The organism is Flavobacterium azooxidireducens, assembly GCF_023195775.1.
GTDB lineage: Bacteria > Bacteroidota > Bacteroidia > Flavobacteriales > Flavobacteriaceae > Flavobacterium > Flavobacterium azooxidireducens.
In genome coordinates this window covers 464,502-483,756 of the sequence record NZ_CP096205.1, presented here as the reverse complement: position 1 = coordinate 483,756, position 19,255 = coordinate 464,502, and the positions used below count along the sequence as shown (strand labels likewise).

Genomic DNA, 19,255 nt, shown 5'->3' with positions numbered 1-19,255 from the left:
TTTGGTTGCAACTTGAACTTCTTTTAATTTTTCTATATTTACATGTTTATTAATTCCTTCGTGTGAAATCAATTCCAAACATAAGAATAATTCAATTAATTGATAGTTTAGAGCCGGGCGGTGCTGAGCGAATGGCGGTTAGCTATGCTAACGGTTTATTTGATAAAATCGATTTCTCCGGTTTAGTAGCTACAAGAAAAGAAGGGGCATTAAAGGAACAACTTTTGCCAAAAGTCAGTTATCTTTTTATCAACAAACAAGGTAGATTTGGATTGAAATCGGTTTTAACTTTAAGAGCGTTTTTAAAAACAAATAAAGTAAACATTATTCATGCACATGGAACTTCCTTTTTTACCGCTGTTTTAGTTAAAATTACTTTGCCAACAATCAAAATAATTTGGCATGATCATCACGGAAACAGACTTAGTAAAAAAGGTATTACAAATAAAGTTTTAAAAGCAGTGTCAATTTTCTTTAATGGTGTTTTAACAGTAAATACAGAAATTGAGCAATGGGCAAAAAATAATTTAATAACTAAAAAAGTAGCCTATTTTCCTAATTTTATTTCTTCAACTAACACCAAAGTAGAATCAAAAACAATTTTAAAAGGGTGTGATGGAAAGCGAATTGTTTTTTTAGCGAATCTTAAAGAACCAAAAAATCATCTACAAATTCTAAAAGCTTTTGCACATTCAAATTCAATAGAATTAGGCTGGACACTCCATCTCATAGGAAAGGATTTTAACGACGACTATTCCAATGAATTGCGAGCGTTTATTGCAGCTAATAAATTATATAATCTTGTGTTTATATATGATAGTTGTAATGATATCGAGTTTATTTTAAATCAATCAAACATTGGTGTTTTAGGTTCAACTTTTGAGGGTTTTCCAGTAACACTTTTAGAGTATGGAAAATCAAATTTAGCAGTAATTTCTACAAATGTTGGTTATTGTAGCACTATTATTCAAGATGGAATTAATGGAGTTTTATTTAATCCTAATGATCCTATGGAGATTGAACAAAAACTAAATGGTCTCATAGGAAGCGAAGCAAAAAGAATACAATATGCTACAACATTATATACACAAGTTATGAAGAAGTACTCTGACAAAGCAATAATTGATAAATACTTGGAATGGTTGCTTTAAATGTCCTCATAGGTATTCTTTTTTAAAAATGAATCAATATATATTAAATTGTTTATTTTTGAAACAATATAAATAATTCCAATTTTTTAATCCATTTTAATGGTTCAAGAACATCAAATGCAACCAAAATTAGTTGAAATCAAGTTTGAGAAAATGTTTTTAAAGGCATCAGCACTTTTCTTACAAAACAAACTTTTGTTGTACACTATTTATGGTATCATTTTTTCCTATTTTTATAATCTTCCGGTTATAAAATATAGTGTGACTGGTGACAATGAGTTTAGAATATACGATGTTCTCGGAATATTTATTTTATATAATTATTTCAAATATTTTCCTTTAATAAATTTTGTAATAAAAAAAGTCTTAATATTTAAATTATTGAGAAGATTTATGATTTGGGGTTGTATAACTATGATTTTAACTTTGTTTTTTCATATAATTTATGACAAGTTATTATCATTTTTACAAGTTGTACTTTACATGTATCATTTTTGGGTTTTTTATTTAACAGCAGTATTTTTTTATATTTTTTGTTTAGATAAAAAAAATGCAAAGAATATAATTTATTTTATACTTGTATTGTCTATTGCAAGTTGTACCTTAATTATTCTGCAGAATTTAGGAATCGTTAATTTTCTTTGGAGTGAAGCATATAATAATGCTTATGAAGGTTTTTTATCGGGTACTTTAGGTCCAAATAAAATTGTTACCGGAATGACTTCTTTATTTGTGCTGAGTCTATGTTTTGGCCTATTGCTCGAGAAGCACTACACTATCAACAAGCTATTTGTGTTTTTTGTATTATTTATAAATATTTATATAATAATTGTTTCAGGTTCCAGAACTACGTATGTTGGTCTAATTGTAATAGGATTATTTTTTGCACTAAGAAGCCCTTTGCGTTTCATAATATCTGTGTCATTTCTATCGTTTTTATTTGTTTTTGCATTGTCAAGTAATCCGGCTTTGCAAAAAACGTTAGATGACACATTACAAAAACGTATATTTGGAAAAACTAAAGTTTTTGAAAATGAAGATTCAGAATTAACAGACGCATACGAAGATTTAGGAGCAGGTCGAGACAAACTAACAAAAAATAACTTTACATACCTTTTAGAAAACCCAATGATTGTACCTTTTGGGACAGGTTTTGTAAATCATTTCAATAAAACGTACGGAAAATCAGCACATAATATGTATTTACAATCCATTCGTGAAACAGGATTGGTTGGCTTTTTCTTATATTTTGGTTGGCTTGTGAGCTATTTGTTTATTAGGTTTGATAAATTTAATGGGTTTTCAATAGCATTACAAGGGTTAATTTATGCCATGCTAATTACCCTCTTTTTCGGAGAGCATTTGTATATTTATAGGCCTCTTTTTGGTCTATTGGGGCTTTTTTTGATAATTACTTCTATATTTGTTTCAAGTTTGCATAAATTTGAAATGAAGTCATAATAATGAGCTATAAAAACAAACATATTGCGGTAATTATTCCATATTATAACGCAGCCAAACACATCGTGGAAGTTGTTCGAAAACTTCCTGATTTTATTGATGAAATTATTATAATTGATGATAAAGGAACAGAGATACTACCAATAGAGAGAATTAAAAGTTTATCCTCAAAAGCGGTTGTTACTGTACTTGAAAATAAAACTAATTTAGGTGTGGGCGGTGCTACCAAAGAAGGATTTCAGTTTGCAATAGACAGAGGTGTTGATATAGTTATAAAAATTGATGCAGACGATCAAATGGATTTGAGCTATTTACCCCAATTAATTGAACCTTTGCTTAACGCTGACTGTGAAATGGCAAAAGGCAATAGATTTAGAGATTTAAAAGCATTAAAAAAGATGCCATTTGCCCGAAGATCAGGAAACTTAGGCCTATCATTTTTAACAAAAATGGCTACTGGCTACTGGAATAATTTTGACCCTACCAATGGATATTTTGCAATAAAATGTAGTGTTTTAAAAGAAATTGAATTGGAAAAATTATCTAATAGATATTATTTTGAAACATCGCTGATTGCTGAATTGTATTTTATAAAAGCTCGAATTAAAGATATAGCAATGCCCGCTATTTATGGTGATGAAAAATCAAATATGAAAGTTTGGAAAATGCCTTTTATCTTCTCTAGTAAACTAAGTATTACCTTTTTAAAACGAATCATAAAAAGTTACTTTTTATATGATTTTAATATGGCTTCAATTTATATAATTTTTGGTTTGCCACTATTTCTTTTTGGAGTAATATTCGGTATTACAGAATGGATATATTATTATACTAACAATATCTTTGCTCCAACAGGTACAATAATGCTTGTAACATTGTCAATCATATTAGGTTTTCAATTACTACTTCAAGCATTACATTTTGATATAGTAAATGCTCCAAAGTCCAATTGATATGGCTAAAAGTAAAATAGCAATTGTAATTCTATTGAATCTTATTATTTCTTTTGGGTTTTATTTTGAAAATAAAGATGCTAAAATTCAGGAAATATCTTCCGACTTGGCCAATATTATTCCTATTTGCAAAAAGTTAGACAATATCAATTTATATCAAGATGATTTATTTGTAAATAATGTAGATAATGTAAAATATTACACACCTTTTTATGTTCAACCATTGCGGTTTATTGCTAAATTTACTCAGTATGATTATTTAATAGCATTAAATGTCTTAGGGTTAATTACACATATTGTTTATGGCTTTTCATGGTTTTTATTATTTTATTATTTAAAAAAAGACTTTTGGATAGCTTTGCTTTTTTCCATTTTTATACGTGGCATTTTGTGGCCTCCTGGAGGCGAACTATTAGGTATTTCAGATTTATGGACGATAATGCCACGAACCTTATATTTGGCTGTAATGCCTTTGCCATTTTTAACGTTTTTATATTTAAAAAAATATAAATTAATTGTTTCAGCATTACTATTGGGCTTGATATTTAACTTTCATCCTATATCTGGAATTGGTGGAATCATTATCTATTTTTTAATTTTAATTTCTTATTATTATTTAAACAAACAAACAAACCTGCTAATTTTAAAAAAAACCATAACAGCACTATTGTTTTGTGTAATTGGAATGATTCCTTTTTTAATGACTTATAGTGTTAATGTTAATAACAGTTTAATCATAGAACCAAATTTATTTAATGAAGCTTTTTTAAGTAGAATATCCAACAATTTTTTTAATCCAATTTTGTATATAAAATCATGGCATCGACCTGTTGCTTATATTTTTGTTTTACTTTTTATTATTTTTTATTTTTTTGATAAGTCAAATAAAAAAGAAGTTTTTAAAATAATTTTGATTTCTACGATAGGAGTTTTTTTAGCTGCAAATCTTTCGGTTTATATTGAAACGTTTATTAACAATACATTTCATAAAAATTTACGATTATCATTTCAATTAATTAGATTTCAAAAATTTATACTTTTACTTTTTCAAATTGCAATCTTTTTTTTAATTATAGAGCTTTCTGCTAAATATAAAGTTAAAGAACATTTTAAAGCAGCAGTTTTTTTTATATATCTGCTCTTTATTGCAATATCAAACAATCCTATTTTTGATAAAGTTCCACTTTTGAGTGATGATTTAACAAGGTCAATTTTGCCATCTAATTTGCAATTGTCAAAAGCGAAACCAGTAGATGTTAGTTTATCATTAATGGTTGAATATATTGAAAGTAATACAAAAAGCAATGCTGTTTTTTTTGGCAAAGAGTCTTATCTAATTAGAGCAGGAGCAGGAAGATCTGTTGTTTTAGATAGCAAAGGTGCTGGAATGTTGATTGAAGGAAATCCAGCTAAATTTATAAGTTGGTACCAAGAAAGACAACATTTTAAATCATTAAACACAGCTAATAAAATTTTATTTCTAAGAAATAAAAAAGTAAACTATATAATGGACGATAAACCATGGGAAGGCCTAGATCCAATAAAAACAATAGGTAATGTTAATTTATATAAAATTGAATTTAATGAAAGAAACTAAAAAGATATTCAAAAAATCGATAGTAGAAATTTTGAAAAATCAAGGAACTGATGATGTTTTATCTGAAGCAGCATTACCAGCTTATGCTCATAAAAATCCAGTAATAGATTTTATTTTTTGGAAAAGATTGTCACTTGCAACATCTTTTGTGAAAAAAAATGTTAAGGCAAATGCTTCAATTTTAGATTTTGGTTGTGGTACCGGAGTAGTTTCATTTGATCTAGCAAATAAAGGATATAATCTAACCGCAATTGATTTAGACCTTAATCCTTTAAAGCTTCTTAAGACTAAAATTAATTATCCTGCAACTATTAATTTTATTGAAGCTGATTTTTTAGCTATGAATTTTGAATCTCAAAAATTTGATGCAATAATTGCTTTAGATGTTTTAGAACATATTCCTTTGGAAATTCTCCCGGAATATTTAAAAAAATTTAATCTGCTTTTAAAACCTAATGGTTACATTATTGTTTCTGGTCCAACCGAAAATTGGCTTTACAAACTTGGTAGAAAAATTGCAGGAAATGATTTTACAGGGCATTATCATGAAACTACCATAGGTAAAATAAAAAATGTTTTTAAACTGCACTTTAAAGTAAGATTAATTAGTAAATTAATATGGCCACTTACTTTATTTGAAATTTTTTATGCCAAAAAGGATTAGTCTTGTTTACAAAAGAAATAATCTAGCTAGTTATAACTAATTGAATAGGGGTTTGATTAAACTTTAAACATTAATTTAATAAAATTGCATTATGACCAAAGATGAAATCATAGAGATAAATAAAAAGCAAAAGGAATTTTATAATACTAAAAATAAGAATTTTGCAACTAAGATTTGGTCTAAAATTAGACATGGTTTACTAGCAAATATTCGAAATGAAATAGGGATTTCTAATCAAGTTTATGGAGTACATAAAGTATGGTTGGGAAACCTAAAAGATAAAAAAGTTTTGGATTTGGGATGTTTCTCCGGAAATAATTTATCCATTTATTTAGCAGAAAATGCAAAAGAATACATTGGATTAGATTTAAGTGATGTAGGGATTAATAAATTAAATGATCGCATTAAACATATCCCAAATGCAAGAGGGGTAGTAGCCGATTTTTTAAATGATGAAACATTTTCCGAAAAAAATTTTGATATAATATATGCCTATGGTGTTTTGCATCATTTTAAAAATGTAGATGTACTCATTAATAGGCTTAATGAAAAATTAGCAGACAACGGAGTTGTTATAAGCTACGATCCTTTGGAAACAAGTATTCCGGTTAAGTTTTTTAGAATTCTTTACCGTCCTTTTCAATCAGATAAAGATTGGGAATGGCCATTTAATAGAAAAACATATTATACCTTTAGAAATAAATTCAATATTTTAGACAAACACGGAGTTTTAGGTAAAACTAAATGGTTTTTTTTATTAAATCTTTTGCCAATGACAAATGATTATAAAATGAAAAAAGGGATTAATTGGCATAATATTGACTGGAATAAATCAAAAACATCAGAGAAATATATGTTTAGATGCATGCATTTAACAATGTTACTACAAAAAAAATAAGTATAATTTCATTTTGATGAAAAACCTCCTTTACATTGGCAACAAGCTTTTAAAACATGGATATTCTGCTACGTCCATCGAAACACTTGGAGTTTTGTTAGAAAGTGAAGGGTATATATTGCATTATGCGTCTTCAAAAAAAAATAAAGTTTTAAGGTTTTTAGACATGTTTTTTAAAACTTTATTGAATGCTCATAAAGTTAATTATGTAATAATTGATACCTATAGCACTACAAATTTTTGGTATGCATTAATGGTAAGTCAGTTGTGTAGAGTGTTACATATACCATATATTTCAATATTACGAGGTGGAGATTTGCCAAGTAGGTTAAATACTACACCCTTTTTTTCAAAATTAATTTTTTCAAACTCATTTTACAATATAGCTCCCTCAAATTATCTTTTTACAGTCTTTAAAGAATATTACCCACAAAATCTAAAACTAATTCCTAATACGATAGATATAAATAATTACCAATATCAGATAAAAGAAAGGTTAACGGCCAAGATTTTATGGGTACGTTCATTGGCAGATATCTACAACCCTACAATGGCTATTGATGTATTGGCTTTATTAAAAAATAATTATTGTGATGTCGAACTATGTATGGTTGGCCAAGAAAAAAATATTTCAATAAGTGAACTACAAGAATACGCTAGCTCTTTAAACGTAAACGTTACTTTTACAGGAAAGCTATCTAAGCAAGACTGGATTAAACTTTCAGAAAACTTCGATATTTTTATAAATACGACCCATTTTGATAACACTCCTGTGAGTGTCATAGAAGCTTTAGCCCTTGGATTACCTGTAGTTTCTACAAATGTTGGAGGAATTCCGTATATGCTAAAAAACAGGGAAACAGCTATGTTGGTTAGTGATTCTGATAGTAAAGCAATGGCTAATGCCATAAATGAGTTAATTGAAAACCCGGAATTAGCTCAAAATTTATCGAATAACGGACGTAAATTGGTAGAGCAATTCGATTGGCAAATTGTTAAAAAACAATGGAAAGAAATTTTAAAATAGGTTAAAAATTCTTCTTAAAATAGTTAAATTGCACCATCAATTCTACAGTCGCAACGGATGAAAACTAACAAGAAAATTCATTTTGAAGTTTCAGAGAGAAAAATTCTTCTCAGAGTTTTTGATGTGCTTTCTGTTTTGTTTATGCTCTATATTGTTGGCATAATTTTTAATTTCGATTACTTTTCAATCACCCCTTCAAATTTTTATTGGACTATTGTTTTAGGGCTATATGTTTTAATTGTAGGCTCTGTGTTTGAAATGTATAATCTTCAAGTTGCCAGTAATCAATTTCAAGTAATTAGGAGCATTATCTTAACGTCTTCAACAACCGTTTTGTTCTATCTGTTAACTCCTTTTTTCACACCAGTTCTTCCTTCCAATCGAATTCAGATTTTATACTTTTTCTTGGCTATTTTTTTAGCCTTATTTCTCTGGCGAATGTTTTATCAAAAGTATTTAGCTTCACATCGTTTCGAAAAAAAAGTAATACTAATTTCCGAAAAAGAATTAGCTGACGAATTGATTTCAGGCTTAAAGAGCATTGATCCCCATTATACTATTATAGCTTTTGTAAATACGGATGAAACTTCAGAATTTAAAATTAAAAATGAATCAGTAGCCATAATTTCAGTTGAAAATTTGCAAAAATTCGTTGCTAATAATTCAATATCAGAAATCGTCATCGCTACTCAAAGAACTGAGGAAATTACAGTCGAGTTATATAATAAATTATTATTTTTATTAGAAAATGGTTTCACAATTAGAGAATACACACAAGTGTATGAAAATTTAACCCAGCGAATTCCTGTTCAATTTGTTGCTAGAGATTTTTATAAATATTTTCCATTTAGCAGAAGCAATCAAAATCAACTGTATTTACTCTTTGTGCGTTTTTTTGAAATTGTAATCGCTGTAGCAGGTATTGCAGTTGGTATTATTTTATTGCCTTTTATTTTGATTGGAAATGCAATTGGAAATAAGGGAGAACTATTTTATACTCAAATTAGAGTGGGAAAAAATGGTGAAGAATTTCGTATTCTAAAGCTAAGAACGATGATTAAAAATGCAGAATCGGCAGGAGCTGTTTTTGCAGCAACAAACGATACTCGAATAAATCCTTTTGGCAAGTTTCTTCGAAAAAGTAGAATTGATGAATTTCCTCAATTTGTCAATATTCTACTTGGTCAAATGGCAGTGATCGGACCAAGACCAGAACGACCTGTTTTTGTAAATGAAATTGCCGAAGTAATGCCGTTTTATCAAACACGACACGTTGTTAAACCAGGGCTAACCGGTTGGGCTCAAGTGAATTATTCCTACGGTGATTCAATTGATGATAGTTTGATTAAACTTCAATATGATTTGTATTACATCAAACACAGAAGTATCTTTTTAGATATAAACATCATGATTAAAACTATCAGTACCATTCTATTTTATCGCGGACAGTAAATTACGAATTCAAAAGCCGAATTCTTAATCGTAAAAGAATTAATACTACCAAAATCATCATCGGAAGCATTAAAAATAAATGAGCTTTGTTTAGGATGAATAGGAGGTAAGTCACAAAGCAAAACAATATAAAGTAGAAGATTCGATTAAACCAAACTAAATTTTTCTTTACAAAAGCAACAACTAATCCAATCAACAACGGATTAAATAATAACACATTATAATTTTGCGAAATTTCTCTGTGTAACGAAAAGAATCCTACCACCGAAAGGAAAATTCCCAATAAGCCCAAAAACACTAAAAATGTCAGATAGATTTTATTTTTATTTGAAAGTAATACCAGAACCAAAAATAAAATAAAAGTATAAATTGAATTCCACCATGATTTAGATAACAATGTTTTTTCTTGTTCAAACAAAACAGTGGTTTTTTTAGCAATAAGTTCATTATTGGATTTAGTTACTTCTAAACTTTTTAATAATTCAATAGGTAAAAAAAGTTGTTCGGCAGCTTTATCTGTTCTATAACCAAACATGATGTTGATGCCCAGTTTCTGATAAAAAAGATTATTCATAAACGGATTCAACACATGACGATAACTTTCGGTTGTGTTACCAACTTTTGCAATACTCGGTTTTTCTAATTGATTATTAATTTGATCCACCACCATCGTGGTGCAATTTTTATCAATAAATTTATAAATGTAAAAACGTTCATCCGAATAAAGCATTTTTTCTAAACTGTCAACTAATTGTTGCTTTTGAATTGGTAAAAGATTTAATTCTTGTTCATAAACGCTTCTGTTTTCCATTCGATACGAATACATAAAACCCTCAAAAGAACCTTTGCCAACATGGTATTCCAAATCGCCTTTTACAAATTTTAAATAAAAATTAGGAGTGTCAAAATCAAACATACCAAAATTATACACTGCATCAACACCTCTTGCATTATCTTGAACGCGAATGGCTGTATGACCAAAAATAGAATGTAGCTCTTCGCCACTTCCACACGTTAAAATGCTAATTTTTGCTTCGGGAGACAAGGGATAATTCTGTCCGAAACTCAAAAAACTACAAAATAAAAAAAGTAGAAAGTGTAATTTTATTTTCATGAAAATTATCTAAAGATTCCTAAATCAACTTTCACAGAAAAAATATTCGAATACAGAGCTGCACTTTGGTCGCCAATGTCTGTTAAAGCATAATCAACCTGAATTCCTTTGTATTTAAAACCTAATCCAATATTAGGTTGAAAACCAATTTTTTCAGTATTATCAATCTGCATTACATTCTGGAAATTGCCAACACCGGCTCTAAGAAAAACCAAATCGGTATAACCAAATTCAAATCCTAAAGCAGGATCAATGCTCACAACATTTGTAGAAATAATATCATTGGTTTTGAAAAATTGCATGTTCAAGTTAAACGCTGCTAAAATGGAATAATCATAGCGGTATTCAAATTTTCTCGAAATTCCTAACTGAGCTTTTGGTAAAGTAATTTCTGTACTTTCAGGTAAATCCTGATTTTCTCCGGGAATTGCATTGGAAATTTTTTCAAATTCTTCTTCGTCAATGTTCCAAATGTTATAAGTGGTAGTAATATCACGAACCATTAATCCAACTTTCCAATTGTCTCGTTCAAACTGTATTCCAACATCAATTCCAAAACCCCACGAATTAGCAAATTTTCCAATAATACGTCTAATCACTTTTGCATTCACACCATATTGCCAACCCGGAACCTGCAAACTTCTTGCATACGAAAATGTGGCTCCATAATCGGCAGTCGAAAACTTACTGATTCGATTGTAATCTATATTTCCTTCGCTGTCAATTAGTTGAGTTGTGTTTAAAATATCGTCAACACCAAATCGAATTAAGGAAACTCCCCAAGCACTGCGGTCGTCAATTGGCATCGCAAAAGCAGCATAATCATATTGAGCAATATTTGCAAAATAACTGGCGTGCATCAATGCTCCCTGACTGTCTTCTAAAAAAACCAATCCTGCCGGATTCCAATAGCCGGAATTTACATCGGAGGTGCTTGCCGTAACCGCATTAGACATTCCCAAAGCAGCAGCATCCACACCAATACTCATAAATTCATTTGAGTATTTTCGCACAGCTTGACTGTTAGCCAAAATCGGAATTAGAAATAAGACAAAAAATAGATTTTTTTTCAAAGCAAAATTTTATTTTCAAACTGAAATTTGCACAATTTTTTTCCAAAAATAGGAATTTTTAGCCTGTTTCATTCTAACATTTTACGAAATAAAAAACATTGAAATTATGAACCTAAAAATATCAATTAAAAAACGCACTTGTTTCTCACTTATTGTATTAAATTTGTTTTCAAACCTCGAAAGATGAATATAAAAGCAAAGATTCCTAATTTTATTACGTTACTTAACTTGTTATCAGGCTGTATAGCAGTGGTTTTTGTTGCCCGAGATCAATTTGAATTGGCTTTTTTCTTTGTGTGTTTAGGTATATTTTTAGACTTTTTTGATGGTTTTTTTGCCCGTCTTTTCAAAGTGCAAAGTCCGTTAGGTGTGCAATTGGATTCTTTGGCAGACATGGTAACCAGTGGACTTGTTCCTGGTTATGTAATGTATAAGTTGTTGTTGAATTTTAACAAGTCAAAGGAACTTGTGTCTATTTGTGAGCGTGATTATAAGTGGTTGGAATTAGATAATTTGTGGCCGTTTTTAGGATTTATTATCACTTTAGGCTCTTGTTATCGCTTGGCAAAATTCAACATAGACACCAGACAAACCGATTCTTTTATTGGATTGCCAACACCGGCGAATGCACTTTTTATATTAAGTATTCCATTGGTTATTGCTTCAACTGAGATAACTTTTCTGAAAGAAGCTCTTACAAACTCTTATATTCTAATGGTAATTTCCATCCTGAGTGTTTATATGATGAATGCAGAAATTTCACTGTTTTCCCTTAAAATGAAAAATTTCTCATGGCAAAACAGCAAATTTCAAATTATATTTTTGCTTTTAGCAGTTATTTTGATAGTTACACTAAAAATTGTTGCTTTACCAATAATTATTCTGCTTTATGTTTTGATGTCGGTTATTCAAAATAAAATGACTTCTTAAACGTTTTGTTTTTCATAAAGTATGGCAAAGCAAATTAGACGAAAACCTGCGGCAAAGCGAAGACCGACTAAGAAGAAGACTTTTTTCTCAGGAAAAGTGATTGGTTTTTTAATAACATTTTTGATTTTGTTTCTTGTGGGAATTGCCGCCTATCATTATCGTGATGCTTTGGCTTATTATTTTAGTTTTCGTTCCAAACATCAGACGGAAAATACGAATGCCACCAAAGTAGAAGAAGCCAGAATTTATCAGGTTTTGAAACGACATGAAACGAAAGTTTTTGGTTTTGATGTTTCAGAATACCAAGGAAAGATTAGGTGGGAAGAAATTAAAACTATTGAAGATACATTTCAATTGAAGTTTGTTTTCATCAGAGCTACGGCCGGAAAAGACAAAGTAGATAGCCGATTTAAACAAAATTGGAAAAATGCAAAAGAAAATGGTTTTGTTCGTGGAGCATATCATTATTATCGTCCTAACGAAAATTCTATTGAGCAAGCAACTAATTTCATCAAAACCGTCAAACTTCAAAAAGGTGATTTTCCTCCGGTTTTAGACATTGAAAATTTGCCAAAAACACAATCAATTGATAGTTTAAAAGTAGGGTTGAAGCGATGGTTGACCAAAGTAGAAAATCATTACAACGTAAAACCCATCATTTATTCCGGTGAAAGTTATTACAAAGATTTTCTTGCAAAAGAATTCAAAGGTTACACTTTTTGGATAGCCAATTATAATTTTTTTGTAGAAGATATTAAAGACCATTGGGCTTTTTGGCAATTTACTGAAAAAGGTACAGTTCCCGGAATTCAAGGTCCGGTGGATGTTAATATATATAACGGAACACCTAAGATGATGAATTATATGGTTTTGCAGTAATTAAGAAAGTAGTGAATCCACTTCTTCTTTTAATTTGGGTAGATGATTTATCAAAATAGACCAAATATTTTCATCAGAAACATTGTCATAAATATGAATTACGTGATTGCGTAATCCAATAATTGATTTGCAATCAGTAATTTTTTTTAGATAAATTGATTCTTTTTTTACAATTCGATTTAATGCTTCACCAATTATTTCTAGATTTCTTTCTATAGCTCTTTTTTTCATATTATTTCTTTTATACTCTGAAAAGTCATAGCCAGAATCAAAGAAAAAAGATTCAATTTCTTCAATAGCTAATTTGATGTCATAAAACCATTTTTCAATACGTTCATCTATAAATCAATTGTTTATTTTTTTCTATGGATTGAATGAGAACGGGGTTTTTTAAAGATTGTTCTTCCACTAAATCAATTTCTCGATTAAGTATTTTTTTTAAACTTTCTCTAAAACTCATATAATTTTGAAAATATAATTTTAAGTCAAAAGTTTTAAATTTTACCAAGAAATCGACATCACTATTCTCATTGAAGTGAGATGTATTGGCGGAACCAAAAATATATAAAGTATCGACTTTGTGAGTTTTACAAAGTTTAGCTATGGCCGATTTATGTTGATTGAGTGAAAACATAAACCAAAGGTAAAAAATAAATGATAATTAATGCGTAAGCTTTGGAAAGTTTTAAAACTCCAATTTCTTTTTTCGCAATTCGAAATTCTGTCCTAAATACACTTTTCTAACCATTTCGTCAGCGGCCAAATCTTCCGGAATTCCGGCTTTCAAAATGCCACCTTCAAACATTAAATAGGTTTTGTCTGTGATGGCCAATGTTTCTTGAACGTTGTGATCGGTTATCAAAATTCCGATATTTTTATTTTTCAATTGAGCAACAATCCGCTGAATATCTTCAACGGCAACCGGGTCAACTCCGGCAAAAGGCTCATCTAAAAGAATAAATTTTGGGTCAGTTGCCAATGCACGAGCAATTTCCGTACGACGTCTTTCTCCTCCAGAAAGTAAGTCACCACGATTGGTTCGAATATGTTCCAAACTAAATTCAGCAATCAAACTTTCCATTTTTGCTTCTTGTTCCGCTTTTGAAAGTTTAGTGAGTTGTAAAACACTCAGGATATTATCTTCAATACTCAATTTTCTAAAGACCGAAGCTTCTTGTGCCAAATAACCAATACCGTTTTGAGCTCGTTTATACATTGGAAAATCAGTAATTTCCATATTATCCAAGAATATTTTACCGCTATTTGGTTTTACCAATCCTACAATCATATAAAAGGAAGTGGTTTTTCCGGCTCCATTCGGACCCAATAAGCCCACAATTTCTCCTTGGTTTACTTCCACAGAAACGCCTTTAACAACACTTCTGCCTTTGTAGGTTTTTACGATATTTTCGGCTCTTAATTTCATAGTTTAATTTGTCAGTTTGTCAATTTGTCAACGTGACAATTGAGAAAACAGTGTGTAAAAATAGAAATTTTATTTTCAGTTCAAATTTTATTGTTTTTTGATTAACATTTGGTAATGTGTCAATTTGATAATGTGTCAATTAGCCAAAGAATTGAAAAATAACTCTAATGAATCAGGTATTCAATTGCCACATTGCCTCATTGGCACATTATTTCTCTAAAGCTTCCCAGAATTCATACGCTCTTCGCAAATGCGGAATCACAATTGTACCACCAACTAACGTGGCAATTCCCATTGTTTCCATCATTTCTTCTTTGGTAACGCCGTGTTTGTAACTTGTTTCTAAATGATATTTGATACAGTCATCGCATCGCAAAACAGCAGAAGCAACTAAGCCTAATAACTCTTTTGTTTTCACATCCAATGCACCTTCCGCATATGCATTAGTATCTAAATTGAAAATTCTCTTGATGACTAAATTGTTGTCAGCTAAAAGTTTTTCATTCATTTTAGAACGATAATCATTAAATTCTTGAACTAAATCTGACATTTTTTTTATTTTAAAGTGGATTGTTTAATTTCTTTCCTCACAACAACAGCACTAATTAAGATACTGATTTCATATAAAACCATAATCGGAATGGCTACAATTACTTGACTAATTACGTCGGGTGGAGTAATTACCGCCGATAAAATTAGGACAATAATTAAAGCATATTTTCTGTATTTTCTTAAAAAAGTGGGAGTGACTAATCCTAATTTGGTTAGAAAATAAATTAAAATCGGTAATTCAAATAATAAACCACAAGCAATTGTTGAGGTTTTAATCATACTTGTATAAGATTCTAAATTAAATTCATTGACAATTTCGGCACTGGCACTAAATGACCCAAAAAAGTAAACGGACAAAGGTGTGATGATATAATAACCAAATAAAACACCCATAAAAAATAATAGCGAAGAAACGACGATGAATGCTTTCGCGTATTTTTTTTCTTTTTCGTACAAGGCGGGACTGATGAATTTCCAAATTTCCCATAGGATAAACGGAAAACCGGCAATAAATCCAACGGTGATGCAAGTCCAAATTAAAAATGAAACTTGTCCGCCCATATTGGTGTTCTGAATAATGAAAGGCATTTCAACATTACAAATTTGAGCATTTTCAAATCCGAAAAATTGTGTGACTTCACAAAAAAATCGATAAGTAACAAAGTTTGGATTTTTTGGTCCGAAGAGAATTTTTTCAAATATAAAATCGCTCACAAAAAAAGCGGCTGTGCCTAAAATCAGAATAGCAATCGTACTTCGAACAAGTAACCATCTCAACTCTTCAAGATGGTCTAAAAATGACATTTCTTTGGTGTTAGTTGCCATTATACAATTCCTTCTTTTAAAATGTCGTGCAAATGAATTACACCTTTGTAAGAATTATTTTCGGCAACAATTAATTGCGTTATCGAAAAATCTTCCATAATATTCAATGCTTCCACAACCATATCATTAGGTTCAATTATTTTCGGGTTTTTTGTCATAATGTCTCGAGCAACAATCCCGGTGATGGTTTCAGTTTTACTCAACATTCTTCGGATATCGCCATCGGTAATGATGCCGATAATTTTTTCATTTTCAACAACAGCGGTAACTCCTAATCGTTTTTCGGAAATTTCAAAAATAACTTTTTGCACGTTGTCATCTGCTGAAACAGTTGGTTTTTTTGATTCATCCAACATATCTTTCACACGAAACAACAATTTTTTACCCAATGCACCACCGGGATGATATTTAGCAAAATCTTCACTTTTAAAATTTCTTATTTCCATCAAACAAATCGCCAAACAATCGCCCATAACCAGTTGAGCTGTGGTACTATTTGTTGGTGCCAGATTATTAGGACAAGCTTCTTGGTCAACTGTTGTATCCAACACAAATTGAGAATTTTTAGCCAGAAAAGAAGATAAATTTCCGGTCATTGCAATTAAAGTATTGCCAAATCGGTTTAATATCGGAACTAAAATTTTTATTTCCGGACTATTTCCACTTTTAGAAATACAAATAATCACATCTTCCGGTTGAACCATTCCTAAATCGCCGTGAACCGCCTCAGAAGCGTGTAAAAATAGTGATGGTGTTCCGGTTGAATTCAATGTAGCCACAATTTTTTGAGCAATAATGGCACTTTTCCCAATTCCGGTCACCACTAATCTACCTTTAGATTCATAAATCAATTGAACACATTGAACAAAATCATCTGTCAGCAAATCAGCTAGTTTAGCAATGGCTTCACTCTCTGAAATAATCGTTGCTTTGGCAGCTTTTAAAATATTTTCTTTATTTATCAAAACGGATTGGATATAAAATTTGTATGAATAAAAGAAAGTTGTATCTTTATGGATGCAAATTTAAAATAAAATACCAATACATAAGAATGAATCCCAACGAAATTGACATTCATAAGGAATTAAAAAAGTATTTTGGTTTCGATCAGTTTAAAGGTTTACAAGAACAAGTTATCAAAAGTATTTTAGGAAAGGAAAATACATTTGTAATTATGCCCACTGGTGGCGGTAAATCACTTTGTTATCAATTACCGGCGTTATTTCAGGAAGGTACAGCAATTGTTGTATCGCCTTTGATTGCATTAATGAAAAATCAAGTGGATGCCATCCGAAGTGTTTCTTCCGAAGATGGTATCGCTCACGTTTTAAATTCGTCATTAACAAAAACTGAAATAAATCAGGTTAAAAAGGATATCACTTCCGGAATTACCAAACTTTTATATGTTGCACCCGAATCATTGGCAAAAGAAGAATATGTTGACTTTTTAAAATCGGTCAAAATTTCATTCATTGCAATTGATGAAGCTCATTGTATTTCAGAATGGGGCCACGATTTTAGACCGGAATACCGGAATCTTAAAAATATCATTAAACATTTAGGTAATGTTCCTGTAATTGGTTTAACTGCGACGGCGACGCCAAAAGTACAGGAAGATATTCTTAAAAATTTGGATATGTCTGATGCTCGCACGTTTAAAGCGTCGTTCAATCGTCCGAATTTATATTATGAAATCCGTCCGAAAACTAAGAATGTGGAATCGGATATTATTAAATTTATCAAGCAAAATAAAGGTAAATCAGGTATTATTTATTGTTTGAGCCGAAAAAAAGTAGAGGAAATTGCTCATGTTCTGCAAGTAAACGGAATTAGTGCTGTTCCTTATCACGCCGGTTTAGATGCAAAAACACGTGCCAAACACCAAGATATGTTTTTGATGGAAGATGTTGATGTGGTGGTAGCAACAATTGCATTTGGTATGGGAATTGATAAGCCTGATGTTCGTTTCGTAATTCACCACGATATTCCAAAATCCCTCGAAAGTTATTACCAAGAAACCGGTCGTGCCGGGCGAGATGGAGGAGAAGGTCACTGTTTGGCATATTACTCATACAAAGATGTAGAAAAATTAGAAAAATTTATGTCCGGGAAACCGGTTGCTGAACAAGAAATTGGTTTTGCACTTTTACAAGAAGTAGTAGCTTATGCCGAAACTTCGATGTCCAGACGTAAGTTTTTACTTCATTATTTTGGTGAAGAATTCGATAACGAAACCGGAGAAGGTGGCGATATGGATGATAATGTTCGTAATCCTAAACCAAAATCGGAAGCAAAAGAAAATGTGGTCAAAGTGCTGCAAGTAGTTCGCGACACCAAACATTTATACAAAACCAAAGAAATTGTTTACACTTTGTTAGGGAAAGTAAACGCTGTAATTAAAGCTCACAGAACCGATGCTCAAAGCTTTTTTGGTTGTGGAAGTGATAAAGATGAGCGTTATTGGATGGCCTTAATTCGTCAGGTTTTAGTGGCTGGTTTGTTAAATAAAGATATTGAAACGTATGGAATTTTGAAGTTATCCGAATCTGGAGCAGCATTTATCAAAAATCCAACTTCGTTTACGATGACCGAAGATCACGAATACAGCGAAGAAGAAGACGATGCTATCGTAGCTGCTTCAAAATCATCAGCAATTGCCGACGAAGCCTTAATGGCGATATTGAAAGATCTACGTAAAAAAGAAGCAAAAAAATTAGGCGTTCCACCGTTTGTGGTTTTTCAAGATCCTTCGTTGGAAGATATGGCTTTAAAATATCCAATTTCGATTGAAGAATTAAGCAATGTTCACGGTGTTGGTGAAGGAAAAGCAAAAAAATACGGCAAGCCATTTGTAGAATTAATCGCTCGCTATGTTGATGAAAACGACATTATTCGTCCGGATGATTTGGTCGTAAAATCAACGGGAGCAAATTCTGCCAATAAATTATACATCATTCAAAACATTGACAGAAAATTATCCTTAGAAGATATTGCTAAAGCGAAAGGTTTCACGATGGATAATTTGTTGAAAGAAATGGAACAAATTGTGTATTCCGGAACCAAATTAAACATCAAATATTGGATTGATGAAATTTTAGATGAAGATCAACAAGAAGAAATTCATGACTATTTTATGGATTCTCAAACCGATAAAATTGAAGATGCCTTAAAAGAATTCGATGGCGATTATGATATCGAAGAACTTCGTTTGATGCGAATTAAATTTATTAGTGAAGTAGCTAATTAGTATTCA

19 protein-coding genes are annotated in these 19,255 nt (G+C 30.7%); 11 read left to right on the top strand and 8 right to left on the bottom strand.

What is annotated here, in order from left to right; all coding sequences use genetic code 11:
• Window positions 1–62 precede the first annotated feature (62 nt).
• The 8 genes from M0M57_RS02245 (at window position 63) to M0M57_RS02210 (ending at window position 9,203) form a co-directional block, all read left to right on the top strand.
• Entirely contained in the window at window positions 63–1,151 is a 1,089-nt protein-coding gene (locus M0M57_RS02245; RefSeq protein ID WP_248434986.1) for a glycosyltransferase, read from the top strand.
• Window positions 1,152–1,250: 99 nt separating this feature from the next.
• Entirely contained in the window at window positions 1,251–2,612 is a 1,362-nt protein-coding gene (locus tag M0M57_RS02240) for an O-antigen ligase family protein (protein WP_248434985.1), read from the top strand.
• A 2-nt stretch (window positions 2,613–2,614) separates the two neighbouring features.
• Complete coding sequence (locus tag M0M57_RS02235) at window positions 2,615–3,565, top strand: glycosyltransferase family 2 protein (protein WP_248434983.1); 951 nt, start codon at window positions 2,615–2,617, stop codon at window positions 3,563–3,565.
• 1 nt (window position 3,566) lies between these two features.
• On the top strand, window positions 3,567–5,162 hold the full coding sequence (locus M0M57_RS02230; RefSeq protein ID WP_248434981.1) for a glycosyltransferase family protein: 1,596 nt from the start codon (window positions 3,567–3,569) through the stop codon (window positions 5,160–5,162).
• Window positions 5,149–5,826 (top strand): class I SAM-dependent methyltransferase, encoded by a 678-nt coding sequence (locus M0M57_RS02225; RefSeq protein ID WP_248434979.1) that lies wholly within the window; start codon window positions 5,149–5,151, stop codon window positions 5,824–5,826. Before M0M57_RS02230 ends, M0M57_RS02225 begins: the two co-directional genes overlap by 14 nt.
• Window positions 5,827–5,917: 91 nt before the next feature.
• The gene (locus M0M57_RS02220; protein ID WP_248434977.1) at window positions 5,918–6,724 is read left to right on the top strand and encodes a class I SAM-dependent methyltransferase; all 807 of its coding nucleotides are present in this window, start codon (window positions 5,918–5,920) and stop codon (window positions 6,722–6,724) included.
• 16 nt (window positions 6,725–6,740) lie between these two features.
• Window positions 6,741–7,751, top strand: a complete 1,011-nt coding sequence (locus tag M0M57_RS02215) for a glycosyltransferase family 4 protein (RefSeq protein WP_248434975.1) — start codon at window positions 6,741–6,743, stop codon at window positions 7,749–7,751.
• A 57-nt stretch (window positions 7,752–7,808) separates the two neighbouring features.
• The gene (locus M0M57_RS02210; RefSeq protein WP_248434973.1) at window positions 7,809–9,203 is read left to right on the top strand and encodes an exopolysaccharide biosynthesis polyprenyl glycosylphosphotransferase; all 1,395 of its coding nucleotides are present in this window, start codon (window positions 7,809–7,811) and stop codon (window positions 9,201–9,203) included.
• 1 nt (window position 9,204) lies between these two features.
• On the opposite strand, the gene M0M57_RS02205 is transcribed toward M0M57_RS02210, so the two are convergent.
• Together M0M57_RS02205 and M0M57_RS02200 are read right to left on the bottom strand one after the other, a co-directional pair.
• Window positions 9,205–10,317, bottom strand: coding sequence for a lipoprotein N-acyltransferase Lnb domain-containing protein (locus M0M57_RS02205; RefSeq protein ID WP_248434971.1), 1,113 nt, complete (start codon window positions 10,315–10,317; stop codon window positions 9,205–9,207).
• Window positions 10,318–10,322: 5 nt separating this feature from the next.
• Entirely contained in the window at window positions 10,323–11,390 is a 1,068-nt protein-coding gene (locus M0M57_RS02200) for a putative type IX sorting system protein PorV2 (protein WP_456071404.1), read from the bottom strand.
• A gap of 183 nt (window positions 11,391–11,573) precedes the next feature.
• Here M0M57_RS02200 and M0M57_RS02195 point away from each other — a divergent pair, with 183 nt between their 5' ends.
• Together M0M57_RS02195 and M0M57_RS02190 are read left to right on the top strand one after the other, a co-directional pair.
• On the top strand, window positions 11,574–12,320 hold the full coding sequence (locus M0M57_RS02195) for a CDP-alcohol phosphatidyltransferase family protein (RefSeq protein ID WP_248434969.1): 747 nt from the start codon (window positions 11,574–11,576) through the stop codon (window positions 12,318–12,320).
• 21 nt (window positions 12,321–12,341) lie between these two features.
• A complete protein-coding gene (locus M0M57_RS02190) occupies window positions 12,342–13,199 on the top strand; it encodes a glycoside hydrolase family 25 protein (protein ID WP_248434967.1) in 858 nt (285 codons plus the stop codon).
• Here M0M57_RS02190 and M0M57_RS02185 read toward each other — a convergent pair whose 3' ends face one another.
• The 6 genes from M0M57_RS02185 to M0M57_RS02160 all read right to left on the bottom strand — a co-directional run bounded on the left by M0M57_RS02185 (window position 13,200) and on the right by M0M57_RS02160 (window position 16,967).
• Window positions 13,200–13,487, bottom strand: a complete 288-nt coding sequence (locus M0M57_RS02185; RefSeq protein WP_248436722.1) for a HepT-like ribonuclease domain-containing protein — start codon at window positions 13,485–13,487, stop codon at window positions 13,200–13,202.
• A 46-nt stretch (window positions 13,488–13,533) separates the two neighbouring features.
• Window positions 13,534–13,833: a nucleotidyltransferase family protein gene (locus tag M0M57_RS02180; RefSeq protein WP_248434965.1), complete on the bottom strand. Its 300-nt coding sequence runs from the start codon at window positions 13,831–13,833 to the stop codon at window positions 13,534–13,536.
• 51 nt (window positions 13,834–13,884) lie between these two features.
• Window positions 13,885–14,625, bottom strand: a complete 741-nt coding sequence (gene lptB, locus M0M57_RS02175; RefSeq protein ID WP_248434963.1) for an LPS export ABC transporter ATP-binding protein — start codon at window positions 14,623–14,625, stop codon at window positions 13,885–13,887.
• A gap of 208 nt (window positions 14,626–14,833) precedes the next feature.
• Window positions 14,834–15,175, bottom strand: coding sequence for a carboxymuconolactone decarboxylase family protein (locus tag M0M57_RS02170; protein ID WP_248434961.1), 342 nt, complete (start codon window positions 15,173–15,175; stop codon window positions 14,834–14,836).
• 5 nt (window positions 15,176–15,180) lie between these two features.
• Window positions 15,181–16,002, bottom strand: coding sequence for a twin-arginine translocase subunit TatC (gene tatC / locus M0M57_RS02165; RefSeq protein WP_248434959.1), 822 nt, complete (start codon window positions 16,000–16,002; stop codon window positions 15,181–15,183).
• Window positions 16,002–16,967 (bottom strand): KpsF/GutQ family sugar-phosphate isomerase, encoded by a 966-nt coding sequence (locus tag M0M57_RS02160; RefSeq protein ID WP_248434957.1) that lies wholly within the window; start codon window positions 16,965–16,967, stop codon window positions 16,002–16,004. The genes tatC and M0M57_RS02160 overlap by 1 nt, the downstream gene beginning before the upstream one ends.
• Window positions 16,968–17,053: 86 nt before the next feature.
• Here M0M57_RS02160 and recQ point away from each other — a divergent pair, with 86 nt between their 5' ends.
• Entirely contained in the window at window positions 17,054–19,249 is a 2,196-nt protein-coding gene (gene recQ / locus M0M57_RS02155; RefSeq protein ID WP_248434955.1) for a DNA helicase RecQ, read from the top strand.
• Window positions 19,250–19,255: the final 6 nt, after the last annotated feature.

Bases quoted from the DNA above. Each gene is read 5' to 3' on its own strand.
- M0M57_RS02170 (WP_248434961.1), bottom strand. From the start codon at position 15,175: ATGTCAGATTTAGTTCAAGAATTTAATGATTATCGTTCTAAAATGAAT.
- M0M57_RS02220 (WP_248434977.1), top strand. From the start codon at position 5,918: ATGACCAAAGATGAAATCATAGAGATAAATAAAAAGCAAAAGGAATTT.
- recQ (WP_248434955.1), top strand. From the start codon at position 17,054: ATGAATCCCAACGAAATTGACATTCATAAGGAATTAAAAAAGTATTTT.
- M0M57_RS02230 (WP_248434981.1), top strand. From the start codon at position 3,567: ATGGCTAAAAGTAAAATAGCAATTGTAATTCTATTGAATCTTATTATT.
- M0M57_RS02235 (WP_248434983.1), top strand. From the start codon at position 2,615: ATGAGCTATAAAAACAAACATATTGCGGTAATTATTCCATATTATAAC.
- M0M57_RS02180 (WP_248434965.1), bottom strand. From the start codon at position 13,833: ATGTTTTCACTCAATCAACATAAATCGGCCATAGCTAAACTTTGTAAA.
- M0M57_RS02215 (WP_248434975.1), top strand. From the start codon at position 6,741: ATGAAAAACCTCCTTTACATTGGCAACAAGCTTTTAAAACATGGATAT.
- M0M57_RS02195 (WP_248434969.1), top strand. From the start codon at position 11,574: ATGAATATAAAAGCAAAGATTCCTAATTTTATTACGTTACTTAACTTG.
- M0M57_RS02210 (WP_248434973.1), top strand. From the start codon at position 7,809: ATGAAAACTAACAAGAAAATTCATTTTGAAGTTTCAGAGAGAAAAATT.
- M0M57_RS02190 (WP_248434967.1), top strand. From the start codon at position 12,342: ATGGCAAAGCAAATTAGACGAAAACCTGCGGCAAAGCGAAGACCGACT.
- M0M57_RS02225 (WP_248434979.1), top strand. From the start codon at position 5,149: ATGAAAGAAACTAAAAAGATATTCAAAAAATCGATAGTAGAAATTTTG.
- lptB (WP_248434963.1), bottom strand. From the start codon at position 14,625: ATGAAATTAAGAGCCGAAAATATCGTAAAAACCTACAAAGGCAGAAGT.
- M0M57_RS02205 (WP_248434971.1), bottom strand. From the start codon at position 10,317: ATGAAAATAAAATTACACTTTCTACTTTTTTTATTTTGTAGTTTTTTG.
- M0M57_RS02240 (WP_248434985.1), top strand. From the start codon at position 1,251: ATGGTTCAAGAACATCAAATGCAACCAAAATTAGTTGAAATCAAGTTT.
- tatC (WP_248434959.1), bottom strand. From the start codon at position 16,002: ATGGCAACTAACACCAAAGAAATGTCATTTTTAGACCATCTTGAAGAG.